General features: G+C 70.9%; 21 protein-coding genes. 12 read left to right on the top strand and 9 right to left on the bottom strand.

Annotated features, from left to right (window positions below):
* Nucleotides 1-94: 94 nt before the first annotated feature.
* Nucleotides 95-2,095: a transketolase gene (tkt, locus tag N787_RS12360; RefSeq protein ID WP_034214620.1), complete on the top strand. Its 2,001-nt coding sequence runs from the start codon at nucleotides 95-97 to the stop codon at nucleotides 2,093-2,095.
* A gap of 21 nt (nucleotides 2,096-2,116) precedes the next feature.
* Here the strand turns inward: tkt and N787_RS12365 are convergent, their stop codons facing one another.
* Together N787_RS12365 and N787_RS12370 are read right to left on the bottom strand one after the other, a co-directional pair.
* On the bottom strand, nucleotides 2,117-2,452 hold the full coding sequence (locus N787_RS12365; RefSeq protein ID WP_052575444.1) for an ArsR/SmtB family transcription factor: 336 nt from the start codon (nucleotides 2,450-2,452) through the stop codon (nucleotides 2,117-2,119).
* Nucleotides 2,449-2,838: a rhodanese-like domain-containing protein gene (locus N787_RS12370; RefSeq protein WP_034214622.1), complete on the bottom strand. Its 390-nt coding sequence runs from the start codon at nucleotides 2,836-2,838 to the stop codon at nucleotides 2,449-2,451. The genes N787_RS12365 and N787_RS12370 overlap by 4 nt, the downstream gene beginning before the upstream one ends.
* Nucleotides 2,839-2,942: 104 nt before the next feature.
* Between N787_RS12370 and N787_RS12375 the strand changes: the two genes are divergently transcribed.
* Genes N787_RS12375 through trxC form a run of 5 tightly spaced genes read left to right on the top strand, consistent with a single transcriptional unit; the run spans nucleotide 2,943 to nucleotide 9,183 of the window.
* A complete protein-coding gene (locus N787_RS12375; protein ID WP_034214625.1) occupies nucleotides 2,943-4,211 on the top strand; it encodes an NAD(P)/FAD-dependent oxidoreductase in 1,269 nt (422 codons plus the stop codon).
* Nucleotides 4,212-4,236: 25 nt separating this feature from the next.
* Complete coding sequence (locus N787_RS12380) at nucleotides 4,237-4,440, top strand: YgaP family membrane protein (RefSeq protein WP_034214628.1); 204 nt, start codon at nucleotides 4,237-4,239, stop codon at nucleotides 4,438-4,440.
* Nucleotides 4,441-4,449: 9 nt separating this feature from the next.
* The gene (locus N787_RS12385) at nucleotides 4,450-5,514 is read left to right on the top strand and encodes an efflux RND transporter periplasmic adaptor subunit (protein WP_034214631.1); all 1,065 of its coding nucleotides are present in this window, start codon (nucleotides 4,450-4,452) and stop codon (nucleotides 5,512-5,514) included.
* A complete protein-coding gene (locus N787_RS12390; protein WP_034214634.1) occupies nucleotides 5,507-8,746 on the top strand; it encodes an efflux RND transporter permease subunit in 3,240 nt (1,079 codons plus the stop codon). The genes N787_RS12385 and N787_RS12390 overlap by 8 nt, the downstream gene beginning before the upstream one ends.
* Nucleotides 8,743-9,183 (top strand): thioredoxin TrxC, encoded by a 441-nt coding sequence (trxC, locus tag N787_RS12395; RefSeq protein ID WP_034214637.1) that lies wholly within the window; start codon nucleotides 8,743-8,745, stop codon nucleotides 9,181-9,183. The genes N787_RS12390 and trxC overlap by 4 nt, the downstream gene beginning before the upstream one ends.
* A 27-nt stretch (nucleotides 9,184-9,210) precedes the next feature.
* Here trxC and N787_RS12400 read toward each other — a convergent pair whose 3' ends face one another.
* Nucleotides 9,211-10,077 (bottom strand): MBL fold metallo-hydrolase, encoded by an 867-nt coding sequence (locus N787_RS12400; protein ID WP_034214640.1) that lies wholly within the window; start codon nucleotides 10,075-10,077, stop codon nucleotides 9,211-9,213.
* Between the two features lie 128 nt (nucleotides 10,078-10,205).
* Entirely contained in the window at nucleotides 10,206-12,140 is a 1,935-nt protein-coding gene (locus tag N787_RS12405; RefSeq protein ID WP_034214642.1) for an acetyl-CoA hydrolase/transferase C-terminal domain-containing protein, read from the bottom strand.
* Nucleotides 12,141-12,248: 108 nt separating this feature from the next.
* Here N787_RS12405 and N787_RS12410 point away from each other — a divergent pair, with 108 nt between their 5' ends.
* Nucleotides 12,249-12,617, top strand: coding sequence for a BlaI/MecI/CopY family transcriptional regulator (locus tag N787_RS12410; RefSeq protein WP_034214645.1), 369 nt, complete (start codon nucleotides 12,249-12,251; stop codon nucleotides 12,615-12,617).
* Nucleotides 12,607-13,848 (top strand): M56 family metallopeptidase, encoded by a 1,242-nt coding sequence (locus N787_RS12415; protein WP_169742307.1) that lies wholly within the window; start codon nucleotides 12,607-12,609, stop codon nucleotides 13,846-13,848. Before N787_RS12410 ends, N787_RS12415 begins: the two co-directional genes overlap by 11 nt.
* Before the next feature lie 4 nt (nucleotides 13,849-13,852).
* On the opposite strand, the gene N787_RS12420 is transcribed toward N787_RS12415, so the two are convergent.
* From N787_RS12420 to N787_RS12430, 3 genes are read right to left on the bottom strand one after another with little or no spacing between them, the layout of a single operon-like run.
* Entirely contained in the window at nucleotides 13,853-14,611 is a 759-nt protein-coding gene (locus N787_RS12420; RefSeq protein ID WP_052575447.1) for a sulfite exporter TauE/SafE family protein, read from the bottom strand.
* Nucleotide 14,612: 1 nt separating this feature from the next.
* Nucleotides 14,613-15,446: a S1/P1 nuclease gene (locus N787_RS12425; protein ID WP_052575448.1), complete on the bottom strand. Its 834-nt coding sequence runs from the start codon at nucleotides 15,444-15,446 to the stop codon at nucleotides 14,613-14,615.
* Between the two features lie 47 nt (nucleotides 15,447-15,493).
* A complete protein-coding gene (locus N787_RS12430; protein ID WP_034214647.1) occupies nucleotides 15,494-16,117 on the bottom strand; it encodes an OmpW/AlkL family protein in 624 nt (207 codons plus the stop codon).
* A 163-nt stretch (nucleotides 16,118-16,280) separates the two neighbouring features.
* Between N787_RS12430 and gap the strand changes: the two genes are divergently transcribed.
* The gene (gene gap, locus N787_RS12435) at nucleotides 16,281-17,294 is read left to right on the top strand and encodes a type I glyceraldehyde-3-phosphate dehydrogenase (protein WP_034214650.1); all 1,014 of its coding nucleotides are present in this window, start codon (nucleotides 16,281-16,283) and stop codon (nucleotides 17,292-17,294) included.
* Nucleotides 17,295-17,530: 236 nt separating this feature from the next.
* On the opposite strand, the gene N787_RS12440 is transcribed toward gap, so the two are convergent.
* Complete coding sequence (locus tag N787_RS12440) at nucleotides 17,531-18,496, bottom strand: L-threonylcarbamoyladenylate synthase (protein WP_052575449.1); 966 nt, start codon at nucleotides 18,494-18,496, stop codon at nucleotides 17,531-17,533.
* Entirely contained in the window at nucleotides 18,493-19,053 is a 561-nt protein-coding gene (locus tag N787_RS12445; protein WP_034214652.1) for a GNAT family N-acetyltransferase, read from the bottom strand. The genes N787_RS12440 and N787_RS12445 overlap by 4 nt, the downstream gene beginning before the upstream one ends.
* Nucleotides 19,054-19,142: 89 nt before the next feature.
* On the opposite strand from N787_RS12445, the gene N787_RS12450 reads away from it, so the two are divergent.
* The 3 genes from N787_RS12450 to pyk all read left to right on the top strand — a co-directional run bounded on the left by N787_RS12450 (nucleotide 19,143) and on the right by pyk (nucleotide 22,524).
* Nucleotides 19,143-20,318, top strand: coding sequence for a phosphoglycerate kinase (locus tag N787_RS12450; protein WP_034214654.1), 1,176 nt, complete (start codon nucleotides 19,143-19,145; stop codon nucleotides 20,316-20,318).
* Nucleotides 20,318-20,947, top strand: a complete 630-nt coding sequence (locus N787_RS12455; protein ID WP_034214656.1) for an HAD-IA family hydrolase — start codon at nucleotides 20,318-20,320, stop codon at nucleotides 20,945-20,947. The genes N787_RS12450 and N787_RS12455 overlap by 1 nt, the downstream gene beginning before the upstream one ends.
* A 110-nt stretch (nucleotides 20,948-21,057) precedes the next feature.
* Nucleotides 21,058-22,524 carry a pyruvate kinase gene (gene pyk, locus N787_RS12460; protein WP_034214658.1) on the top strand — a complete coding sequence of 489 codons (1,467 nt, stop codon included), beginning with the start codon at nucleotides 21,058-21,060 and terminating at the stop codon, nucleotides 22,522-22,524.
* The last annotated feature ends 5 nt before the right edge of the window (nucleotides 22,525-22,529 follow it).

Raw genomic sequence — 22,529 nt, forward strand, 5'->3', positions numbered from 1 at the left:
CGCGGCCAGCCCGGCGCAACGGAGACACGGGCCGCCGGGTCGGCGACAATAGCGCCCCGTCGGCCCGGCCCCGGGCCCCGATCTGGACGCCCCCATGACCACGCCTTCCCGCCGCGAGCTCGCCAACGCCATCCGCTTCCTGGCCATCGACGCCGTGGAGGCCGCCAAGTCGGGCCATCCCGGCATGCCGATGGGCATGGCCGACATCGCCGAGGTGCTCTGGAACGACTTCCTGAGCCACAGCCCGAACAACCCGAAGTGGTTCAACCGCGACCGCTTCGTGCTGTCCAACGGCCACGGCTCGATGCTGATCTACGCGCTGCTGCACCTGAGCGGCTACGACCTGCCGATCGAGCAGCTCAAGCGCTTCCGCCAGCTGCACAGCAAGACCGCGGGCCACCCGGAGTTCGGCCACACGCCCGGCGTCGAGACCACCACCGGCCCGCTGGGGCAGGGCCTGGCCAACGCGGTCGGCATGGCGCTGGCGGAGAAGCTGCTGGCGCAACGCTACAACCGCCCCGAGTTCGACATCGTCGACCACCACACCTGGGTCTTCCTGGGCGATGGCTGCCTGATGGAAGGCGTCTCGCACGAAGCCGCGTCGCTGGCCGGCACCTGGGGCCTGGGCAAGCTGATCGCCTTCTGGGACGACAACCGCATCTCGATCGACGGCGACACCTCCGGCTGGTTCACCGACGACACCGCGGCGCGCTTCGAGGCCTACGGCTGGCAGGTCATCCGCAACGTGGATGGCCACGACCCGGTCGAAATCACCCAGGCGATCAAGACCGCGCAGGCCGAGACCGGCAAGCCGACCCTGGTTTGCTGCCGCACGACCATCGGCTTCGGTTCGCCCGGCAAGGCCGGCAAGGAATCCAGCCACGGCGCGCCGCTGGGCAAGGACGAAGTGGCCGCGACCCGCGCCGCGCTCAACTGGCCGCACGCACCCTTCGAGATCCCGCAGGCCATTTCCGACGGCTGGCGCGCCGGCAACACGGGCCTGGTGCGCGAGGAGCAGTGGAACCGCCTGTTCGACGCCTACGCCAAGGCCTACCCGGCGCAGGCCGCCGAGCTGGTGCGGCGCTCGCGCGGCGAACTGCCGGAGGACTTCGAGGCCGCCGCCCGGGCCTACATCGAGAAGCTGCAGCTCGACGGGCCGGTCGTGGCCTCGCGCAAGGCCTCGCAGATGGCGATCGAGGCCTTCGCGCCGCTGCTGCCGGAGCTGATCGGCGGCTCGGCCGACCTCGCCCACTCCAACCTCACGCTCTGGAAGGGCAGCAAGTCGGTGACCTCCGACGACGCCAACGCCAACTACGTGCACTACGGCGTGCGCGAGTTCGGCATGAGCGCGATCGCCAACGGCCTGGCGCTGCACGGTGGCTTCATTCCCTATGACGCCACCTTCCTGGTGTTCTCCGACTACTCGCGCAACGCGCTGCGCATGTCGGCCCTGATCCCGACCCGCGCCATCCACGTGTTCACCCACGACTCGATCGGCCTGGGCGAGGACGGCCCCACCCACCAGCCGGTCGAGCACCTGGCCTCGCTGCGCTACATCCCGAACAACGACGTCTGGCGTCCCTGCGACGCCGTCGAGTCCGCCGTGTCCTGGCAGTCCGCGATCGCCCGCGCCGACGGCCCGAGCTGCCTCGTGTTCAGCCGCCAGAACCTGGCGCACCAGCCGCGCACCGCGCAGCAGGTCGCCGACATCGCCCGCGGTGGCTACGTGCTCTCGGATCCGGGCGAGGCGCGCTTCGACGTGCTGCTGATCGCCACTGGCTCCGAGGTCGAGCTGGCGATGGAAGCGATGCGCCGCCTCGCCGGCGACGGCATCAAGGCGCGCGTGGTGTCCATGCCCAGCACCGAAGTGTTCGACCGCCAGCCGCTGGAATGGCGCGAAGCCGTGCTGCCGTCGTGGTGCCGCAAGCGCGTGGCGGTGGAGGCCGGCGTCACCGGCTTCTGGCACAAGTACGTGGGCCTGGACGGCGCCGTGGTCGGCATCGACACCTTCGGTGCCTCCGCGCCGGCCGACCAGCTGTACGCGCACTTCGGCATCACCGCGGACGCGGTGGTCGCCGCCGCCAAGGCGCTTTGAAGACGCGCCCGGCGGGCCGGCTCAGCCGGTCCGGCCGGGCGAGCAAAAGGCGGTGTGCAGGGTCTCGATGATGTCGTGCACCAGTCCGTCGCTGACCGCGTAATACACGGTCTGGGCCTCGCGCCGCGTGCTGACCAGGTTTTTCTCGCGCAGCACCGCCAGGTGCTGCGACAGCGCCGACTGGCTCAGGTCGACCAGGGCGTTGATCTCGCCCACCGACATCTCTCGCTCGATCAGCAGGCACAGCACCCGCAGGCGCTGCGGGTTGGCCATGGCCTTGAGCAGGTCCGACGCCGCCTCGGCCTGGGCCTGCATCTGCTGGCCGGCGTTGGCCGCGAGGGTGCGGGCCGGGCTCATGCGCCTTCCACCGCGCCACCGCCCTCGGTCCAGGCCAGGTAGCCGCCGGCCAGCGACAGCGGCTCGGCGAAGCCCAGCCGCTGCAGGGCCTCGGCCGCCAGGGCCGAGCGGCCGCCACTCCGGCAGTAAACGACGATGGGCTGGTCCCGGTGGGCCAGGGCCGGGTCGCGCGCGCAATTCACGGCCGGGTGGCCGTCGATCTCGAACTCGAGCACGCCGCGCGGGATGTTGCTGGCGCCGGGGATGCGGCCAGCCGCGTACTCGGCCGGCTCGCGCACGTCCACGACCGGCACGCCGCGGGCCTGCAGGGCGCGCAGTTCGTCGGCAGTGATCTCGCGGATCCGGGACTTGGCCTCGGCCAGGAGCTGTTGGACGGTTTGACGCATGTCAGGGCACCTCCGTGGGGACGGGAGCATTATGCTTGAAATCTAATTAAGATATCACTAATATACGAATCGCCGGTTCATCCCCCGGCCAGCAGGAGGTTCCCGTGGCGAACATCGTGGTCCTGGGTGCAGGCATCGGCGGCATGAGCGTCGCTTACGAACTGCGGGCGGTCCTGGGCAAGGGCCACGGTATCACCGTGGTCGGCGAGGGCCCGCTGTTCTCGTTCACCCCGTCCAACCCCTGGGTGGCGGTGGGTTGGCGCCAGCCCAGGGACATCCAGATCCAGGTCGAGCCGCACCTGGACAAGCACGGCATCGCCTTCACCGGCGCCGGCGCCGAGCGCGTGGTGCCGGACGAAAACCATCTGGTGCTGCGCGACGGCAGCCGCCTGGACTACGACTACCTGGTCATCGCGACCGGTCCCCGGCTGGCCTTCGACGAAGTCCCGGGCCTGGGGCCGGCCGGCCACACGCACTCGATCTGCACCACGGCCCACGCCACCGAGGCCTGGACGGCCTACCAGGCCTTCCTGGCCAACCCCGGCCCGATCGTGGTCGGCGCGGCCGCCGGCGCCAGCTGCTTCGGCCCGGCCTACGAGTTCGCGATGATCCTCGATGCCGACCTGCGCAAGCGCAAGCTGCGCGACCGCGTGCCGATCACCTACGTCAGCAGCGAGCCCTACGTGGGCCACATGGGCCTCGGGGGCGTCGGCGATTCCAAGGGGCTGCTGGAGTCGGAGTTCCGCCAGCGCCACATCAAGTGGATCACCAATGCCCGCATCACTTCGGTCGAGGCCGGCACGATGCACGTGGACGAAGTGGACGCGCGCGGCCAGCCGCTGGCCACGCACGCGCTGCCGTTCGCGTATTCCATGGTGCTGCCGGCCTTCACCGGCGTGGACGCCGTGCGCGCCGCGAAGGAGATGTGCAATCCGCGCGGCTTCGTGCAGATCGATGCACACCAGCGCAACCCGACCTACCGGAACGTGTACTCGGCCGGCGTCTGCGTCGCGATCCCGCCGGTGGAGGCCACCCCGGTGCCCACCGGCGCGCCCAAGACCGGCTTCATGATCGAGTCCATGGTCACCGCGATCGCCGCGAACATCGCTTCCGACCTCGCCGGCCAGCCCGCCGTGGCCAAGGCCACCTGGAACGCGATCTGCCTGGCCGACATGGGCGACACCGGCGCGGCCTTCGTGGCGCTGCCGCAGATCCCGCCGCGCAACGTTACCTGGGCGAAGGTGGGCAAGTGGGTGCACCTGGCCAAGGTCGCGTTCGAGAAGTACTTCCTCGCCAAGATGCGCTCGGGCAACACCGAGCCGGTCTACGAGAAGTACGTGTTGAAGCTGCTCGGCATCGAGCGGCTGAAGTAAGTCCAACCCCAGACAGGAGAACACCATGAACATCGACCGTGCCGTGATGGCCTTCGCCGGCGTGATGATCCTCGCCAGCGCCGCGCTGTCCTATTTCTTCAGCCCGCTGTGGCTGCTGCTCACCGCCTTCGTCGGCGTGAACCTGCTGCAGGCGGCCTTCACCGGTTTTTGCCCGGCGGCCATGTTGTTTGGCAAGCTGGGCTTCAAGTCTGGCTGCGCCTTCAAGTGAGTTGAGCCCATGACCCGCCTGCGCCCGCTGTCCCTTGCCGTGCTCGTCGCCGTGGCCCTCGCGGGCTGCGGCGCGGAGCCTGTCGCCCCCGGCGACGCCCCGCCCGTGGCCTTCGAGACCCTGGTCGTCGAGGCCCGCGACAGCGCGCGCGAACGGCGCTGGGATGGCGTGGTGGAGGCGGTGAACCAGGCCACGCTGTCGGCCCAGACCGCCGGCCGCGTGCTGGAGCTGCCCTTCGACGTCAACGACTACGTCGAGGCGGGGCAGGTGGTGGTGCGCTTCACCGACGTGGAGCAAGTGTCGGCGCAGCGGCGTGCCTCCGCGGCCGTCAATGCCGCCCAGGCCGCGGCCGCCGAGGCCGAGGCCGACTTCAAGCGCACCGAAGAGCTGGTGGCGAAACAGCTGCTGGCCCGCGCCTCGCTCGACCAGGCCCGCGCCCGCCGCGACGCAGCGCGGGCCGCGCTCGAGGCGGCCCGCGCCGGCGTCAGCGAGGCCGGCGAGCAGGTCGACTACACCGTGATCCGCGCGCCGTACTCCGGCATCCTCACCGAGCGCCACGTCGAAGTCGGCGAAGCGGTGCGCCCGGGCCAGCCGCTGGTATCCGGCCTGTCGCTCGACCGGCTGCGGATCAACGTCGAAGTGCCGCAGAGCGACATCGCCGCGATCCGCGAACACGGCGCCGCCGCGGTGCGGCTGCCCGACGGCCGCCGCATCGAGGCCGAGCGCGTGGTCGTGTTCCCTTACGCCGATCCGGCGACGCACAGCTTCAAGGTCCGGGTGGAGCTGCCGCAGGCGGACACCGGCCTGCAGCCGGGCATGACCGTCAAGACCGCGTTCAAGACCGGCGAGGCCCGCCACCTGTGGGTGCCGCGCTCGGCCCTGGTGACGCGCAGCGAGGTGACGGCGGTGTACGTGGTGGACGCACGCAACCGCGTGGCGCTGCGCCAGGTGCGCCTGGGTCATCGCGACGGCGACGCGGTCGAGGTACTGGCCGGCCTGGCCGACGGCGACCGCATCGCGGCCGATCCGGTGGCCGCGCTGGCCCACCTGGCCGGGGCGCGCGACGATGGCTGAGCCGCGCTTCGGCCTCTCGGGCCGGCTGGCCCGCGCTTTCCAGGCCAATCCGCTGACGCCGGTGCTGGCGATCGCGGGCCTGCTGCTGGGCCTGTTCGCCACCATGATCACGCCGCGCGAGGAGGAGCCGCAGATCGACGTGACCATGGCCAACGTGATCGTGCCGTTCCCCGGCGCGCCGGCCGAGGACGTCGAGAACCTGGTCAGCTATCCGCTGGAGCAGGTGCTGTCCGAGATCGAGGGCGTCAAGCACGTCTATTCGACCAGCCGCGCCGGCTCGGCGCTGATCACGGTCGAATTCGCCGTGGGCGTGCCGCGCCAGGAGGCGCTGGTACGGCTGTACAACCAGGTGTATTCCAACGCCGACTGGGCGCCGCCCGGCCTCGGCGTCGGCCAGGCGCTGGTGCGCCCGATGGGCATCGACGACGTGCCGGTGATGGCGCTGACGCTGTGGACCGACGACCCCGCCCGCGGCGCCACCGAGCTGGCCGAGGTCGCGCATTCGCTGGAAGCCGAGATCAAGCGCGTGCCCGGCACCCGCGACGTCTACACGATCGGCGCGCCCGAGCGCGCCGTGGTGGTCGAACTCGACGCCACCCGCCTGGCCTCGCACGGCATGACCGTGGACGACCTGGCCGGCGCGCTGGCTGCGGCCAACACCGTCACGCAGGCCGGCGACCGCGTGGCCGCCGGCCAGGTGCTGCCGCTGACGGCGGGCCAGTACCTCGCCGATGCGCAGCAGGTGTCCGAGCTGGTGATCGGCCTCGCCGGTGGCCGCCCGCTCTATCTGTCCGACGTGGCCGACATCCGCCGCGGCGCCGACCTGCCGGCGCAGTACGCCTGGTACACCGCGCCCGAAGGCAAGGCGCGCCCGGCCGGCGGCGTGGCGCCCGCGGTCACGATCGCCGTGGCCAAAAAGCCGGGCGCGAACGCGGTGGACATCACCCGCGCCATCAGCGACCGGCTTGAAGGGCTCAAGACCACGCACATCCCCGACGGCGTGAACGTCAGCCTGACCCGCGACTACGGCTACACCGCCAACGACAAGGCGATGAAGCTGATCCAGAAGCTGGTGTTCGCGACGCTGTCGGTGGTGCTGCTGGTGCTGTTCGCGCTCGGCTGGCGCGAGGCCATCGTGGTCGGCAGCGCCGTCATCCTGACCCTGGCGCTGACGCTGTTCGCGTCGTGGGCGATGGGCTTCACCATCAACCGCGTCTCGCTGTTCGCGCTCATATTCTCGATCGGCATCCTGGTGGACGACGCCATCGTGATCGTCGAAAACATCCACCGGCACATGCGCCTGGGCGGCAAGAGCCTGCGCGAGGCGATCCCGCCGGCGGTGGACGAAGTCGGCAGCCCGACCATCCTGGCCACCTTCACCGTCATCGCCGCGCTGCTGCCAATGGCCTTCGTCTCGGGCCTGATGGGGCCCTACATGCGGCCGATCCCGATCAACGCCTCGGTCGGCATGCTGCTGTCGCTGGCGATCGCGCTGACGGTGACGCCGTGGCTGTCGCTGAAGCTGCTCTCGCGCCATGCCCACGACGGCCACGCAGCGGGCGAGGGCAAGGCGAACGAAGGCATCGCGGACCGCCTGCGGCGCCTGTTCGAGCGCCTGCTGCGGCCCTTCCTGCACGCCGGCGACGGCGCCCGGCGCCGCAAGTGGCTGTTCGCGGGCATCGGCGCCGCGGTGCTGGCGGCCGCCGGCCTCGCCGTCGTGCAGCTGGTGGTGCTGAAGATGCTGCCCTTCGACAACAAGTCCGAGTTCCAGGTCGTGGTCGACCTGCCGGAAGGCACGCCGCTCGAGCGCACCAACGCGCTGCTGCTGGAACTCGCGCAGGAGCTTTCGGCCGTGCCCGAAGTGCTGGACATGCAGGGCTATGCCGGCACCTCCGGCCCGGTGAACTTCAACGGCCTGGTGCGCCAGTACTACCTGCGCGCCGGTGCGAACGTGGGCGACCTGCAGGTAAACCTGGTCGACAAGCACGACCGCGATCGCCAGAGCCATGAGATCGCGCGCGCTGTGCGCCCGGCGCTGGCCGCGATCGGCGCGACCTACGGCGCCTCGGTCAAGGTGGTGGAAGTGCCGCCCGGCCCGCCGGTGATGTCGCCGCTGGTGGCCGAGGTCTACGGTCCCGATGCCGCCCGCGCCCGCGCCATTGCCCGCGACCTGCAGGCGCGCTTCAGCGCCACCGAGGGCATCGTCGATGTCGACAGCTCGCTCGAGGCCGAGGCGCCGCGCGAGCTCGCCCTCATCGACCGCGGCCTGGCCGCGAAGCTGGGCGTGAGCCAGGCGGCGATCGCCCAGGCGCTGCAGCTCGGCGTCGGCGGCCGCGATGCCACCTACCTTCGCGACGGTGCCTCGAAGTACGCCGTGCCGGTGCGCCTGCGCCTGCCGGCCGGCGACCAGGCCAGCTTCGAGCAGCTGCTCACCCTGCGCGTGCGCGCCGGCGACGGCCGCCTGGTGCCGCTCTCGGAGCTGGTGCAGGTGGTGCGCCTGCCCTGGGAGCCGATGATCCACCACAAGGACCTGCTGCCCGTGGTCTACGTCACCGGCGACGAGGCCGGCGAGCTCGATAGCCCGCTCTACGGCATGTTCGACCTGGTGGGGCAGGTGGGCGAGGCGCCGCTGGCCGGCACCCCGGTGGAGCAGCGCTTCCTGTCGGCGCCGGACTCGGGCCTGGGCTTCGCCATCAAGTGGGACGGCGAATGGCAGATCACCTACGAGACCTTCCGCGACATGGGCCTGGCCTATTCGGTTGGCTTGTTGCTTATTTACCTGCTGGTGGTGGCGCAGTTCCGCGACTATCGGGTGCCGCTGGTGATCATGGCGCCGATCCCGCTCACCGTGATCGGCGTGATGCCGGGCCACGCGCTGCTCGGCGCGCAGTTCACCGCCACCAGCATGATCGGCATGATCGCGCTGGCCGGCATCATCGTGCGCAACTCGATCCTGCTGGTGGACTTCATCAACCAGTCGATCGCCGAGGGCCAGCCGCTGGCCGACGCGGTGATCGAGGCCTGCGCGGTGCGCGCGCAGCCGATCGCGCTGACCGGCCTGGCGGCGATGGCGGGTGCCTTCTTCATCCTCGACGACCCGATCTTCAACGGCCTGGCGATCGCGCTGATCTTCGGCATCCTGGTCTCGACCCTGCTGACCCTGGTCGTGATCCCGCTGCTGTACTTCGTGCTGCTCAGCGCCCGCGCGCGCCGGCAAGGAGCCACCGCATGACCGACAACCTCGTGCTGGCCTGCCCGCATTGCCACGGCATGAACCGCGTGCCGCAGGCGCGGCTGGGCGAAGGGCCGACCTGCGGCCACTGCCGCCTGCCCTTGTTCTCCGGCAAGCCGATGACGCTCGGCGTGGATGACTTCCGCATCCACGCCGACCGCAGCGAGCTGCCGCTGCTGGTGGACTTCTGGGCGCCGTGGTGCGGGCCCTGCCAGATGATGGCGCCGCATTTTGAACGTGCGGCGGCGATGCTGGAGCCGCAGGTGCGGCTGGCCAAGGTCGACACCCAGGCCCAGCCCACGCTGGGCCAGCGCTACAACATACGCAGCATCCCGACGCTCGTGCTGTTCCATGCCGGGCGCGAGATCGCGCGCCAGTCCGGCGCCATGGACGCCAGCAACATCGTGCGCTGGACCCGCCAGCAGCTGGGCGCCTGAGCAACGCCTTCCGACGCCGCCGGCCCGCTACAGCGCGTCGATCGGCAGCTTGAGGTAGCGCACGCCGTTGCCTTCCGGCTCGGGCAGCTCGCCGGCGCGGATGTTCACCTGTACGGCCGGAAGGATCAGGGTCGGCATGGCCAGGGTGGCGTCGCGCTCGGTGCGCATCTGCACGTACTGCGCCTCGCTGGTGCCATCGCGGACGTGGATGTTGGCGCGCCGCTGCTCGGCGATGGTCGTTTCGCAGCGCACGTCGCGGCCGCCGGGGCCGTAGTCGTGGCAGACGAAGACACGGGTGTCGCCGGGCAGCTCGAACAGGCGCTGGATGGACTGGAACAGCGTGGCCGCGTCGCCGCCCGGGAAATCGCAGCGGGCGGTGCCGCCGTCGGGCATGAACAGCGAGTCGCCGGTGAACAGCGCGTCGCCGACCAGGTAGGCCACCGAGTCGCTGGTGTGGCCGGGCACCGGGATCACGCGCGCCTCGAGCACGCCGATGGCGAAGCGTTCGTCATCGGCGAACAGGTGGTCGAACTGCGAGCCGTCCACGGGGAAGTGTTCGCCGAGGTTGAAGATCGGCCGGAAGGTTTTCTGCACCTTGCGGATGCCCTGGCCGATGCCCAGGCGCGCCTCGGGCAGCTTCGCCTTGAGCCAGTGGCCGGCGCTGAGGTGGTCGGCGTGGGCGTGGGTCTCGAGGATCCAACGGACGGTGGCGTCCCGCTCGCCGATCGCAGCCAGCAGGGCCTCGGCGGAGGTCGTGGACGTGCGGCCTGACTTGGGGTCGAAATCCAGCACCGGGTCGATCACCGCCGCCTCGTTCGTGGCCGGGTCGGTGACCAGGTAGGTCCAGGTGCTGCTGTCTTCGTGGAAGAAGGGCTGGACGTCGGGCGCGGGCATGGGCGTGACCTTTCGAGCGGCGTGGCGTCAGTCTAATGCGGAAGGGTGCGAAGCGGCCGTCCGGAAGCCTTCGATATGGCCGCGCACCTGCGCGGCGGGACGCGGGCGCGCGCTCTCGTCGGCGCCGATCAGTCGGTCGCGGTGCGGCGCAGGGCCAGCGCCAGCACCCGGGCCTCGAGTCTTTCCGACAGGCCGCGCGGCGCGTCCAGCCCCATGCGCGCCATCGCCCCGGCATCCCGCGGGGCGCCGCCGGCCAGCGCCTGCAGCAGCAGCCTGGCCTTGGCCAGCCCGGCGGCCCGGGGCTTGAGCCAGGCCAGCGCGCGCACCAACCGCTGCTCCACGTCGGTGAAGTCGCTGCCCATCGGGTAGTCGGGCAGCACGCCGGCGCGGCGCAGCGGCGCGAGGCGGCGCGAGAGGGCGAGGGCGTTGTTCTCCGGGATCACCAGCGCCCGGCCTTCGCCCAGCTTGCCGGCCTTCAGGGCCGCACCGGCCAGCGCGGCCTGGTGCGCGGCGTCGGTGATCGCCAGCATCGCGCGCACGCAGTCCTCGTCGTTGCGGCCACGCAGGTCGGCGATGCCGTACTCGGTGATGGCGACGTCGCGCAGGTGGCGCGGGATCGTGGCGTGGCCGTAGTTCCAGACGATGTTGCCGGCCTTGCCGCGGGTGGCGCGCAGCATCAGCACCGAGCGCGAATCATGCAGCGCGTGCGCCATCGCCACGAAGTTGTACTGGCCGCCGACGCCGGACACCACGCGGCCATCGGCCAGGCCGTCGGACACCGCGGCGCCGAGCGCGGTCATCATCATGCAGGTGTTGAAGAAGCGCGCATCGCGGCGCTGCTCGCGCTCGAGCGCCTCGTTGTTGCCGTACAGCTCGTTGATGTGCGAGACGCGGGTCATGCCGATGCCACGCGCCTGCTCCGGCGGCAGCCCGCGCAGCCAGTCGTAGAGCGCGTGCGAGCCCAGGTAGAAGGCGCCGTCGAGGTAGCGGCCCTCGGTCTCGAGCCGCTCCAGGTCGTGGGGCGTGGCCTGGCCGCGGTTGATGCGCGCCATCGCCGCGGTCTCGTCCAGCACCTTGCGCGACAGCACGCCGGCTTCGGCCAGCCGGCGGAAGCCGTCGTTCACCATCTCGCTGGCGCCGTACAGGCCGAGCCTGAAGGGCTCGGTGCCGCCGGTGTTCCGAACGAGTTCCGAAGCCGCCAGCCCGGGCGAGAGCGCCTCGAGCGCCGCCAGGTAGTCGGCGTTGCGCGTGTGCCGCAGCACCAGTGCATGGCAGAGCGCATCCGACAGCGAGCCGATGCCGATCTGCAGCGTGCCGCGGTCGCGCACCAGGGTGCTGGCGTACAGGCCGATGGCATAGTCGGCGTCGCCCACCGGCTCGCGCACCAGCGCGAACAGCTTCGGCGCCTCGCCGGGCAGGTCGAGCACGGCGTCGAAGAAGTGCGCCTGCACCGCGCAGGGGCCGTCGAGCCAGGGCAGGTTCGGATCCACTTCGGCCACGAGATACGGCCGCGGCTTGCCGAGCCGCGCCGTTTCGTCCAGCAGGTCGAAGGTGAGGTCTGGGTTGCAGCTCAGGCTCAGGCGCGTGCCGCCGGGCTCGCGCGCGACTTTCTGCACCACGGCGTTGGCGCCGCGCTCGGCCACGGCGCGGGCCACGTGGGTGTAGTTGAGGCTGGTGTAGTGCCGCTGCGCCTGGCGCGAGCCGAGCAGGGCGCCCGACTGCATGTAGAACTCCTCGACCACCACGTTCGGCGGCAGCGCATCGCGGCGCATCGCCTGCGCGTAGTCGAGCGCCGGGAAGTCATCGCCGAAGTGGCGCGACAGGAACGGCGCGAGGAAGCGCTTCTGCAGCCCCTGGCCGGCGGACGGCGGCGTGAGCGAAAGCGCCGTGAGCAGCTTCAGGGACAGCGACGGATTGGCGGCCACGCGCCGGGTGATCGCATTGAGCAGTCGGTGCGGCTTTCCCAAACCCAGGGGAGCGGCGAGCACCAACGCGGGGCCGCTGGCGGCGAGCAGGGCATCCACGCAAGCGTCGAGCGATTCCATTGCGAGCGGTCGGTGCATGCCTTCCTCTTCCCCGGGATGTGCCGCCAGTATCGCACCGTGCACCGAGCGTCTTGACAAATACGATTACGGGCGTAATCTGAGGTTACATTTACATTCGTAATCATTATGCAGATCAGCGAAGCCGAATCCGTGGTCATGCAGGCGCTGTGGGCGCGCGGCCCCCTGACCGCCGAACAAGTGTTCGCCGAGGTGGCGGCCGGGCAGGGCTGGCAGGAGCCCACGGTGAAGACCCTGCTCAATCGCCTGCTCACCAAGGGCGCCATCAGTGCGACTCGCGAAGGACGCCGCTACGTGTACGCCGCCGAGCTGAGCCGCGACGCCTGGCTGGGCCAGGAAAGCGAAAGTCTGCTCGATCGCCTTTTCGGCGGGCGCGTGGCGCCTTTGGTGGCGCACTTCAGCGAGCGCAGGCGACTGGGCAAGAAGGATCTCGCGGAACTGAAGAAGCTGGTTCGGGAGCTTGATGATGAATCGTGAACTGCTGGGCCTGCTGCTCGAGGTTACGGTGGCGGGCAGCGCCGCCATCCTCGTTGTGCTCCTGCTGCGCCGCCCGATCCTTGCCTGGTTCGGCGCCAGCATCGCTTACGCCAGCTGGTGGCTGGTGCCGGCGACCCTGGCAGCGGTCGCATTACCCGCGACCGTGGTGCCGACGCTGCCCTTGCCTTCGGTCGCGATGGCGACGGCGTGGGGCGAGGCGCCCGCACGGATCGTGGCGGCGGTTTCGTTTGATGCGACGCCCTGGGTGCTGGCGACCTGGGTCATCGGCTTCGTGGTCGCGGGCTGGCGGCTCGTGGCGCAGCAGCGCCGCTTCGTCCGCAGCCTTGGCGAGCTGTGTCCGCGCGCCGATGGCCTGCTGCAGAGTACGGCGAGCCTGGGCTTGCCGGCGGTGGTGGGGTGGCGGGCGCGGATCGTGTTGCCCGCGGACTTCGAGCGTCGGTATGCACCACGCCACCAGCAGCTCGTGCTTTGCCATGAGCAGGTGCACCATCGGCGCCGGGACCATTGGGCGAATGCGTTCGTGGCGGGCCTGCGTTGCCTGTTCTGGTTCAACCCCCTGGTGCATTTCGCCGCGGGACGCTTCCGGCAAGACCAGGAGCTGGCCTGCGATGCGGTCGTGCTGACGCGTTTTCCCGGCCAGCGCCGTGCCTACGGCGAAGCCCTGCTCAAGCCCCAGCTCGCCATCGAGCCTTTGCCCGTCGGTTGCCATTGGTTTGGATCCCATCCCTTGAAGGAGCGCATCGCCATGCTTACACGTCCCTTGCCCAGCAAGCCCCGCTGGATCGCCGGCCTCGCGCTGGTCGCAGCACTCACGCTGGTGGGTGGCTGGACGGCCTGGGCGGCGCAGCCCGGGCGGGGCCTGCCGGCCGCTGCCCCCGAGGCAGGCGAAGTCGGGCTGGCGATGACGATCAAGTTCGACGGCAAGGGTGAGAGGACGGAATCGCTGAACCTCCCGGCCAAGACTCCGCGCACGCTGGAGTACCAGCAGGATGGCCAAGCCTGGCGCGTCCAGGTCGCACTCTCGCCGCTGGACGACGGCACGGTGTTCGTGGTGATGGACATCCATCGCGATGGCGTACGCCAGGGTCAGCCGAAGATGGTGATCAAGCCGGCGTCGGGGGGTGCCATTGGCCTTGGCGAGCGGCTCCCGGATGGCCGCTGGAAAGGCGTCGAGATCGAATTGCAGGTGACGCTGCCGCAGGCTGGCTGAGCAATCAGCCGAGCAGCAGTTTGGCCGCGGCCACCAGCAGCACCAGCGCGAGTGCGTAGCGAAGGCCCTTCAGCGGCAGGCGGTGGATGCCCAGCTGGGTGCCGAGCAGGGCGCCGATGCCGACCGCCAGCAGCCACCCCGGCAGCGCGGCGGGCAGGGCACCGGTGGCCGACCACAGGCCGGCCAGGCCGAGCGCGGAGTTGATCCAGACGAAGGCGACCGAGACGCCGGAGGCTTCGCGCGAGTGCGTCCAGCGCATCAGCAGCAGCAGCGGCGTCAGGAAGATCGCGCCGCCGGTGCCGGTGAGTCCCGACAGCGTGCCGATCGCGGCGCCCGCCGCCAGCGCCGGCAGCCAGCGCACGGGCCGCAGCATCACGCCCGCGTCGTCGTCGCCCACCCGGGCGGCGCTGCGCCACACCGCGACCGCGGAGACCAGCAGCAGGCCGCCCAGCAGCAGCGAATAGCTGGCCTTGTCGATCGGGTAGCGCGCTGCGAAATAGGCCGCCGGCGCCGAGGCCAGCACGAAGGGCAGCACCTTGCGGAAATCCACCAGCCCCGCGCGATGGAAACGGTAAAGCCCGATGCCACCGACCAGCAGGTTCAGCGCGAGTGCGGTGGGCCGCATCTGCTCGGGCGCGAAGCCCAGCAGGGCCATGGCCGCGAGGTAGCCGCTGGCGCCGGCGTGGCCGACGGAGGAGTACAGCACCGCGACCAGCAGGAACAGCCCGGCGAGGATCCACTCCACCTCGCCCATCGCCGGCATCTCAGGGCTGCGGGGCGAGGGCGTCGTTGATCAGCTTCGCCAACCGGTCGCCGGCCTGGCGGATGCGGCGCTCGGCGGTGGGGCGGTGCTGGTCGAGGTAGGCGTCAGTGAGCGTGGTGCCGGGCTTGCGCGGGTAGGCCTTCTCGCTGGCGATCAGGCGGCAGGATTCCAGCGTCCACGCCAGCGCCGGATTCAGCGATCCAAGCGCCGGATCGGCCGGTACCGGCGACTGCAGCAGCTTCTCGACGTACTTGGGGTTGTCCAGGCCGGCGCTCTGCAGGATCCAGTAGTCCCAGACGCCATGCAGGTTGGTGCCCTGGCCCTCGGGCAGCGCCTTGCCGCGGTAGCGGACCTGGAAGCTGTTGCCGCCGCGGTCGTGCGCGAAGCCGGCGTGCATCGGCTGGTGCGCATCGCCGACGAAGTGCACGACGAACTTGAGCGCGTTGCGGCGATCTTCGTCGCTGCGGCTGCGGTCGGCCAGGATCGCGGCCTGGGCGTTGATGGCGCCGATGACGCAGTTGCCGTCGGGGCAGTCGCGCGCGGCCTGGTAATCGCAGCCTTCGCCCGGGAAATTGACGTAGTGCCAGCGGCTGCTGAGCTCGCCCAGCTTGTTGCCGGTGGTGCGGCTCTCGGCGCGGATCTCGTCGGCCCAGACCGAAACGCCGGCCAGGGTGGCGATGGGCTCGCCATCGAGCAGGCGGCGGACCTCGGCCAGCGCGACGGGATCGAGCTCGCGCTCGGCCAGTTCGCCGACCAGCTGGTGGCCCTGCTTGCTCCAGGCCAGGGCCTGGCCGGACAGCGCCAGGAGCAGAAGTGCGGAAAGGGTCTTTTTCATGGCCGCCGACTTTACGCCAGCGGCCATGAATGCCGCTATCACCGGGCTCAGAACGCCCAGACGAAGGCGGCGCCGTACACCACCGGGTCGATCTCCACCGTGCCGACGTCGGCGCCGTTGACCTTCACGTCGGTGTCGATGTCCATCCAGCGGGCATCCACGCGCAGCCACTTGGCCTTGCCGATGGCGAAGTCCAGGCCGGCGTGGGCGGCCAGGCCCAGGGAGTCGTCGAGCTCGAGCTCGGTGCCAGCCAGCGGGCCGCGGGTCTGCTCCTCGAAGAACAGCGTGTAGTTCAGGCCGGCGCCGATGAAGGGCTTGATCCGCTGGGTGCCCTCGAAGTGGTACTGCAGGGTCACCGTGGGCGGCAGGTGCTTGGTGGATCCGGCGGCCGCGCCGTTGAGGCGGATGTCGTGCTCGAACGGCAGCGAGGCCAGGACCTCCAGGCCCAGGCGCGGGCTGAAGAAGTACTCGGCGGTGATCGTCGGGCGCCAGTCGCTGCCTACGTCGGTGGCCAGGGCGCCGCCGGCAAGGGTGCCGTTGTCCGAGGCCGGGTCGACGACGTGGGCGCCGACCGAGAAGGTCCAGTCGCCGGCCTCCTGGGCCATGGCGGCGGGGGCGAGGGCCAGGGCCGCGAGCGCGGCCAGCGGGGCGAAACGGGCGGAAAAGCGCATCGGGACACTCCAGTGGGGAACTGGCGCCAGTGTCCTCCCGGGGCCGGCCGGGCCATTTGAGGCGGGTCAAATCGCCCGCGGGTCGTGCCGGGCGCCCGGGATTGCTAAAATGCCGGGCTTTCCACCCCAACCCCCCGGCGCGTCGCCGGCACCAGGAGCCTCCATGTCCATCAAGGTCGCCATCAATGGCTACGGCCGCATCGGCCGCAACATCCTGCGCGCGCTCTACGAAGCCAAGCGCAACCACGAGATCACCATCGTGGCCATCAACGACCTGGGCGACGCCGAGACCAATGCCCACCTGACCCAGTACGACACCGCCCACGGCAAGTTCCCGGGCACGGTGTCGGTGGACGGTGGCGACCTGATCGTCAACGGCGACCGCATCAAGGTCTGCGCCGAGCGCGACCCGTCCAAGCTGCCTTGGGGCGCGCTGGGCGTGGACGTGGTGCTCGAGTGCACCGGCCTGTTCACCACCAAGGCGAAGGCCTCGGCCCACCTCACCGCCGGCGCCAAGAAGGTGATCATCTCCGCCCCGGGCGGCGCCGACGTGGACAACACCGTCGTCTTCGGCGTCAACCACGGCAACCTCAAGGCCTCGGACACCGTCATCTCGAACGCGTCCTGCACCACCAACTGCCTGGCGCCGCTGGCCATGGTGCTGCACGAGAAGATCGGCATGGTGCACGGCCTGATGACCACCATCCACGCCTACACCAACGACCAGGTGCTCACCGACGTCTTCCACAGCGACCTGCGCCGCGCCCGCTCGGCCACGCAGTCGCAGATCCCGACCAAGACCGGCGCCGCCGCCGCGGTCGGCCTGGTGCTGCCGGAGCTCAATGGCAAGCTCACCGGCTTCTCGATGCGCGTCCCCACCATCAACGTCTCGGTGGTCGACCTGTCGTTCGTGGCCGCGCGCAACACCACCAAGGAAGAAATCGACGCCGTCATCAAGGAAGCCAGCGAAGGCCGCCTGAAGGGCATCCTCGGCTTCAACACCAAGCCGCTGGTCTCGATCGACTTCAACCACGACCCGCACAGCTCGGTCTACGACAGCACCCTGACCCAGGTCATGGGCGGCACGCTGGTGAAGGTCTGCTCGTGGTACGACAACGAGTGGGGCTTCTCGAACCGCATGCTCGACACCACCCTGGCCCTGATGGCCGCCAAGTAACCCCGAGACATCGCGTCACCCCGAAGCCCCGGCCCCGCGCCGGGGCTTTTTCATGGCGGGCATCGCGGTGGAGTGGTGGTAGGGATTTTTGACGCGGATTTACGCGGATAAACGCGGATAGGGCAAAAGATTGGAGTGGATTTTCGCCCGCCGGTCCGGCGCGCGAGGAGCCAACCCAATTTCTTTTGATCTATCCGCGTTTATCCGCGTAAATCCGCGTCAAAAAGGCTGTCGCTTCAAGGTGCGTCATCGGGGAGGCCGGCGCCGGCGGCGGAGCGGCGGAGGCGGTCGTGCACGGCCAGCCAGGCTTCGCCTTCGGGCGGGCGCTCGGCGAGCAGCAGGTTGACGCCGCGGGCGTCGAGTTCGCGCAGGCCGGCGTAGAGGCCGTGGGCGTAGCCGGTGGCGTCGGCAGGCAGGGCGAGGCCGTCGACGCCTTGCGGCAGCGTGCCGAGCGCAAGCACTGCGACGCGCTTGCCCAGCGCCTGTTGCTCCAGCGCTTCGTGTTCCAGCGCCGTGCGCGCCAGCATCAGCAGCGGCGTGCGCGGGGCGTAGTGGGCCTCGAGCGTGCCCGAGGCGCGCGGGCTGTGCGCGTCGGCGCCGGCTTCGACCGGGCCGATGACGGCCTCGAGTTCGGCCCGGGAAATGCGGCCCGGCCGCAGGATGCGCGGTGCCGCGCCGGAGAGGTCGAGGATCGTGCTTTCGATACCGACCTCGCATTCGCCGCCGTCCAGCACCACCGGCACCGCGGCGCCGAACTCCTCGCGCACGTGCGCGGCGGTGGTCGGGCTGATGCGGCCGAAGCGGTTGGCCGACGGCGCCGCGAGGCCGCCGCCGAAGGCGCGCAGCAGTTCCAGCGCCACCGGATGCGCCGGGCAGCGCAGGCCGACCGTGGCCTGGCCGCCGGTGACTTCGTCGGGCACCCGTGGCTGCTTGCGCAGGATGAGCGTCAGCGGGCCGGGCCAGAAGCGCGCGGCCAGTCCGCGGGCCGCGTCGGGAACGTCGCGGGCCCAGGCGTCGAGCGCGTCCGCGCCGGCCACGTGCACGATCAGCGGATGGTCGGCGGGCCGGCCCTTCAGGGCGAAGATCTTGCGCACCGCCTCGGGGCGGGAGGCGTCGGCCGCGAGACCGTACACGGTTTCCGTGGGGAGCCCGATGGCCTCGCCCGCACGCAGGGCCGTGAGCGCCTGTTCCAGCGTGCTCATGCGGCCCCCGCGTATTCGCGGCGCAGCAGGCCGAAGATCACCGAATCGGCGAACTCGCCGCCCACGCGCCAGCGGTCGCGCAGCACGCCCTCGCGGCGGAAGCCGAGCTTCTCGAGCAGGCGGCAGGAGGGCGTGTTGCGCGGGTCCACGTCGGCTTCGATGCGCTCCAGTCCGAGCACGTGGAATGCATGGTCCAGCGCCAGCCGCACCGCTTCGCTCGCCAGGCCCAGCCCCTGGCGCTCCGGCAGGAGCGAATAGCCCAGCTCGGCCCGGTGCATCGGCCCGGCCAGCGCGAACAGCGCCGTGGTCCCGATGAACCGGTCGTCGCGCCGGTCGGCCACGGCCCAGCCGTAGACCGAGGGCGGCCCCCAGGGCATGCGCTCCGCCAGCCACGCCTCGGCCTGTGCGCGCTCGGTCCAGGTCGCGAAGCTCCAGTAGCGGGTGACCTCGGGCGAGCTGTACAGCGCGAACACGTCGTCCACGTCGTCCGCGCGCAGCGGCCGCAGGCGCAGGCGCTCGCTTTCCAGGACCGGCAGGGGCGGGGACGGGTCGGGCATGGCGCATTCTCCCACGGTCGCCGCCGGGTTTGCCCCGGGCGGTGCGGGCGGGGGAAAATGCCGGTCTTCCCCCGTTCCCGGAGCCACCCATGACCCTCCTCCGCATGGCCGACCTCGACCTGGCCGGCAAGCGCGTGCTGATCCGCGAAGACCTCAACGTGCCGGTCAAGGACGGCGTGATCACCTCCGAACAGCGCATCACCGCCGCCCTGCCGACGATCCGGCTGGCGCTGGAGAAGGGCGCCGCGGTGATGGTCACCTCGCACCTGGGCCGCCCGAAGGAGGGCGTGTGGACGGTCGAGGACTCGCTGGCGCCGGTCGCCGCGCGCCTGGGCGAGCTGCTGGGCCGCGAGGTGCCGCTGGTGAAGGACTGGGTGGACGGCGTGCAGGTCGCGCCCGGCCAGCTGGTGCTGCTGGAGAACTGCCGCATGAACGTCGGCGAAAAGTCCGACGACGAGGCGCTGTCGAAGAAGTACGCCGCACTCTGCGACGTCTACGTCATGGACGCCTTCGGCACCGCGCACCGCGCCCAGGCCTCCACCCACGGCGCCATCCGCTTCGCCAAGGTCGCCTGCGGCGGCCCGCTGCTGATGGCCGAGCTCGACGCGCTGGCCAAGGCGCTGCTGGCGCCCGCGCGCCCGCTGATCGCGATCGTCGCCGGCTCCAAGGTCAGCACCAAGCTCGAGCTGCTCTCGAACCTGGTGTCGAAGGTGGACCAGCTGATCGTCGGCGGCGGCATCGCCAACACCTTCATCGCCGCCATGGGCCACCCGGTCGGCAAGTCGCTGTGCGAGGCCGACCTGCTCGACACCGCACGCCAGATCATGGCCGACGCCAAGGCCCGCGGCGCCGACATCCCGGTGCCCACCGACGTGGTGGTGGCCCCGGCCTTCGCCGCCGACGCGCCCGCCACGGTGAAGAAGGTCTCGGACGTCGGCCCCGACGACATGATCCTCGACATCGGCCCGGAGACCGCCGCGCGCTACGCCGGCATGATCCGCCAGGCCGGCAGCGTGATCTGGAACGGCCCGGTCGGCGTGTTCGAGTTCGACGCCTTCGGCAAGGGCACCGAGGTCCTGGCCCGCGCCATCGCGGACTCGGCGGCCTTCTCGATCGCCGGCGGCGGCGACACCCTGGCCGCGGTCGACAAGTACGGCGTCGAAGCCGGCATCAGCTACATCTCCACCGGCGGCGGCGCCTTCCTCGAGTTCTGCGAAGGCAAGGAGCTGCCGGCGGTCGCCGCGCTCAAGGCGCGCGCGGGCTGATGGCGACGCTCTTCTTTGACCTCGACGGCACGCTGATCGATTCCGCCGTCGGCATCACCCGCTGCGTGGCGCATGCCCTCGAGCAGCTGGGCGAGCCGGTGCCCGACGACGCGGCGCTGCGCCGCTGGATCGGGCCGCCGCTGCGCGACAGCTTCGGGCCGCTGCTGAACGACGCCGCCCGCACCGAAGCGGCGGTGCAGCACTACCGCGACCGCTTCGAGACCCACGGCTGGGCCGAGCACGAGGTCTACGAAGGCATCGGCGAGGCGGTGCTGGCGCTGTCCGCGGCCGGCCACCGCCTGGCCGTCGTCACCGCCAAGAACGAGCCGCACGCGCGCAAGATCATCGACCACCTGCCGTTCGGCCACGCCTTCGAGGACGTGATCGGCGCCACCCACTGCGGCCGGCTCAGCCACAAGCCCGAGCTGATCGCGGAGGCGCTGCAGCGCCTGGGCCTGGCCGCCGAGGGCGCGTGGATGATCGGCGACCGGCTCATGGACATCGAGGGCGCCCGCCACCACGGCATGGGTTCGGTGGGCGTGCTCTGGGGCTTCGGCGGCGAGGCCGAGCTGCGCGCCGCCGGCGCCACCCGCCTGGTCGCGACGCCTTCGGAGCTGCACGGCTTCTGAGGCTTGTCGCGGCGCCCGGCAGCCGCCCGGCTTACGGGGCGGGCGGGCGCGCGGCGCGGTCATGGCGGTGTGCTAGCGTTGCGCCGATAGCCCACGACTTCCAAGAACCCATGAGCCACGCCCTGCGCCGCACCAAGATCCTCGCCACCCTCGGCCCAGCCACCGACGCGCCCGGCGTGCTCGACGAGCTGGTGCGCGCCGGCGTCAACGTGGTCCGCTTGAACTTCTCCCACGGCACGCCCGCCCACCACGCCGCCCGCGTAGCCGCGGTGCGCGAGGCCGCCGCGCGCGCCGGCCGCGAGGTCGGCATCCTCGCCGACCTGCAGGGCCCGAAGATCCGCATCGAGAAGTTCGAGGAAGACAAGGTGCTGCTCAAGGCCGGCCAGGACTTCACCCTGGTCTGCCGCGCCGACGCGCCGCTGGGCGATGCGCGCCAGGTCGGCGTCAGCTACCTGGGCCTGGTCAACGACGTGCACCCGGGCGACACCCTGCTGCTCGACGACGGACTGATGGCGGTCGAGGTCACCGCGGTGGAAGGCGCCAACATCCACACCCGCGTGCTCACCGACGGCGTGCTGTCGAACCGCAAGGGCCTCAACCGCCTCGGCGGCGGCCTGTCGCTGGGCGCGCTCACCGACCAGGACAAGGAGCACATCGAGATCGCCGCCAAGCTCGGCGTCGATTTCCTGGCGGTGTCGTTCTGCCGCTCGGCCGCCGACATGGACGAGGCCCGCGCGCTCGCCCGCGCCGCCGGCTCCGACGCCTTCCTGGTGGCCAAGATCGAGCGCGCCGAGGCGATCGAGAACCTGGTCGAGATCACCATCGCCTCCGACGTGTTGATGGTGGCCCGCGGCGACCTGGGCGTGGAGATCGGCGACGCCGAGCTGCCGGGCCTGCAGAAGAAGATCATCCGCACCGCGCTAGAGCACAACCGCGTCGTGATCACCGCCACCCAGATGCTGCAGTCGATGGTGGACAACCCGATCCCGACCCGGGCCGAGGTGCTGGACGTGGCCAACTCGGTGATCGACGGCACCGACGCGGTGATGCTCTCGGCCGAAACCGCCTCGGGCAACTATCCGGTGAAGGCGGTCGAGGCGATGGTGCGCATCTGCCTGGGCGCCGAGCGCCAGTTCGACCACGACACCGACTTCGAGAAGGCGCCGCGCAACCTGCAGGCCGCCGACCAGGCCATCGCCATGGCCAGCATGTTCCTGGCCGAGCACATCCAGGTGCGGGCGATCATCGCGCTCACCGAGTCCGGCGGCACGGCGCGGTATCTCTCGCGCTTTCGCTCGGCGGTGCCGATCTACGGCCTCTCGCGCCACGATGGCGCCCGCCGGCGCATGGCCATGATCCGCGACGTGTTCCCGGTCCACTTCGACAGCTCCGGCCTGGCCACCCGCGAGGCCGCCCGCGGCGCCATCCGGCAGCTCTTCAACGCCGGGCTGCTGGCCCAGGACGACCGGGTCATCATCACCAGCGGCGACCACATGGAGCTGCACGGCGCCACCAACACCCTGCGCCTGCTCAAGGTCGGCCCCGACGGCACCGCCGAGGGCCTCGGCGAGCTTTGACCCCT

Source organism: Arenimonas metalli CF5-1 (assembly GCF_000747155.1).
Classification (GTDB): domain Bacteria; phylum Pseudomonadota; class Gammaproteobacteria; order Xanthomonadales; family Xanthomonadaceae; genus Arenimonas; species Arenimonas metalli.

Excerpts from the sequence above, each read along its gene's own strand:
- tkt (WP_034214620.1), top strand. The coding sequence starts at position 95 with ATGACCACGCCTTCCCGCCGCGAGCTCGCCAACGCCATCCGCTTCCTG.
- N787_RS12365 (WP_052575444.1), bottom strand. The coding sequence starts at position 2,452 with ATGAGCCCGGCCCGCACCCTCGCGGCCAACGCCGGCCAGCAGATGCAG.
- N787_RS12370 (WP_034214622.1), bottom strand. The coding sequence starts at position 2,838 with ATGCGTCAAACCGTCCAACAGCTCCTGGCCGAGGCCAAGTCCCGGATC.
- N787_RS12380 (WP_034214628.1), top strand. The coding sequence starts at position 4,237 with ATGAACATCGACCGTGCCGTGATGGCCTTCGCCGGCGTGATGATCCTC.
- N787_RS12385 (WP_034214631.1), top strand. The coding sequence starts at position 4,450 with ATGACCCGCCTGCGCCCGCTGTCCCTTGCCGTGCTCGTCGCCGTGGCC.
- N787_RS12390 (WP_034214634.1), top strand. The coding sequence starts at position 5,507 with ATGGCTGAGCCGCGCTTCGGCCTCTCGGGCCGGCTGGCCCGCGCTTTC.
- trxC (WP_034214637.1), top strand. The coding sequence starts at position 8,743 with ATGACCGACAACCTCGTGCTGGCCTGCCCGCATTGCCACGGCATGAAC.
- N787_RS12400 (WP_034214640.1), bottom strand. The coding sequence starts at position 10,077 with ATGCCCGCGCCCGACGTCCAGCCCTTCTTCCACGAAGACAGCAGCACC.
- N787_RS12405 (WP_034214642.1), bottom strand. The coding sequence starts at position 12,140 with ATGCACCGACCGCTCGCAATGGAATCGCTCGACGCTTGCGTGGATGCC.
- N787_RS12410 (WP_034214645.1), top strand. The coding sequence starts at position 12,249 with ATGCAGATCAGCGAAGCCGAATCCGTGGTCATGCAGGCGCTGTGGGCG.
- N787_RS12415 (WP_169742307.1), top strand. The coding sequence starts at position 12,607 with ATGAATCGTGAACTGCTGGGCCTGCTGCTCGAGGTTACGGTGGCGGGC.
- N787_RS12420 (WP_052575447.1), bottom strand. The coding sequence starts at position 14,611 with ATGCCGGCGATGGGCGAGGTGGAGTGGATCCTCGCCGGGCTGTTCCTG.
- N787_RS12425 (WP_052575448.1), bottom strand. The coding sequence starts at position 15,446 with ATGAAAAAGACCCTTTCCGCACTTCTGCTCCTGGCGCTGTCCGGCCAG.
- N787_RS12430 (WP_034214647.1), bottom strand. The coding sequence starts at position 16,117 with ATGCGCTTTTCCGCCCGTTTCGCCCCGCTGGCCGCGCTCGCGGCCCTG.
- gap (WP_034214650.1), top strand. The coding sequence starts at position 16,281 with ATGTCCATCAAGGTCGCCATCAATGGCTACGGCCGCATCGGCCGCAAC.
- N787_RS12440 (WP_052575449.1), bottom strand. The coding sequence starts at position 18,496 with ATGAGCACGCTGGAACAGGCGCTCACGGCCCTGCGTGCGGGCGAGGCC.
- N787_RS12445 (WP_034214652.1), bottom strand. The coding sequence starts at position 19,053 with ATGCCCGACCCGTCCCCGCCCCTGCCGGTCCTGGAAAGCGAGCGCCTG.
- N787_RS12450 (WP_034214654.1), top strand. The coding sequence starts at position 19,143 with ATGACCCTCCTCCGCATGGCCGACCTCGACCTGGCCGGCAAGCGCGTG.
- N787_RS12455 (WP_034214656.1), top strand. The coding sequence starts at position 20,318 with ATGGCGACGCTCTTCTTTGACCTCGACGGCACGCTGATCGATTCCGCC.
- pyk (WP_034214658.1), top strand. The coding sequence starts at position 21,058 with ATGAGCCACGCCCTGCGCCGCACCAAGATCCTCGCCACCCTCGGCCCA.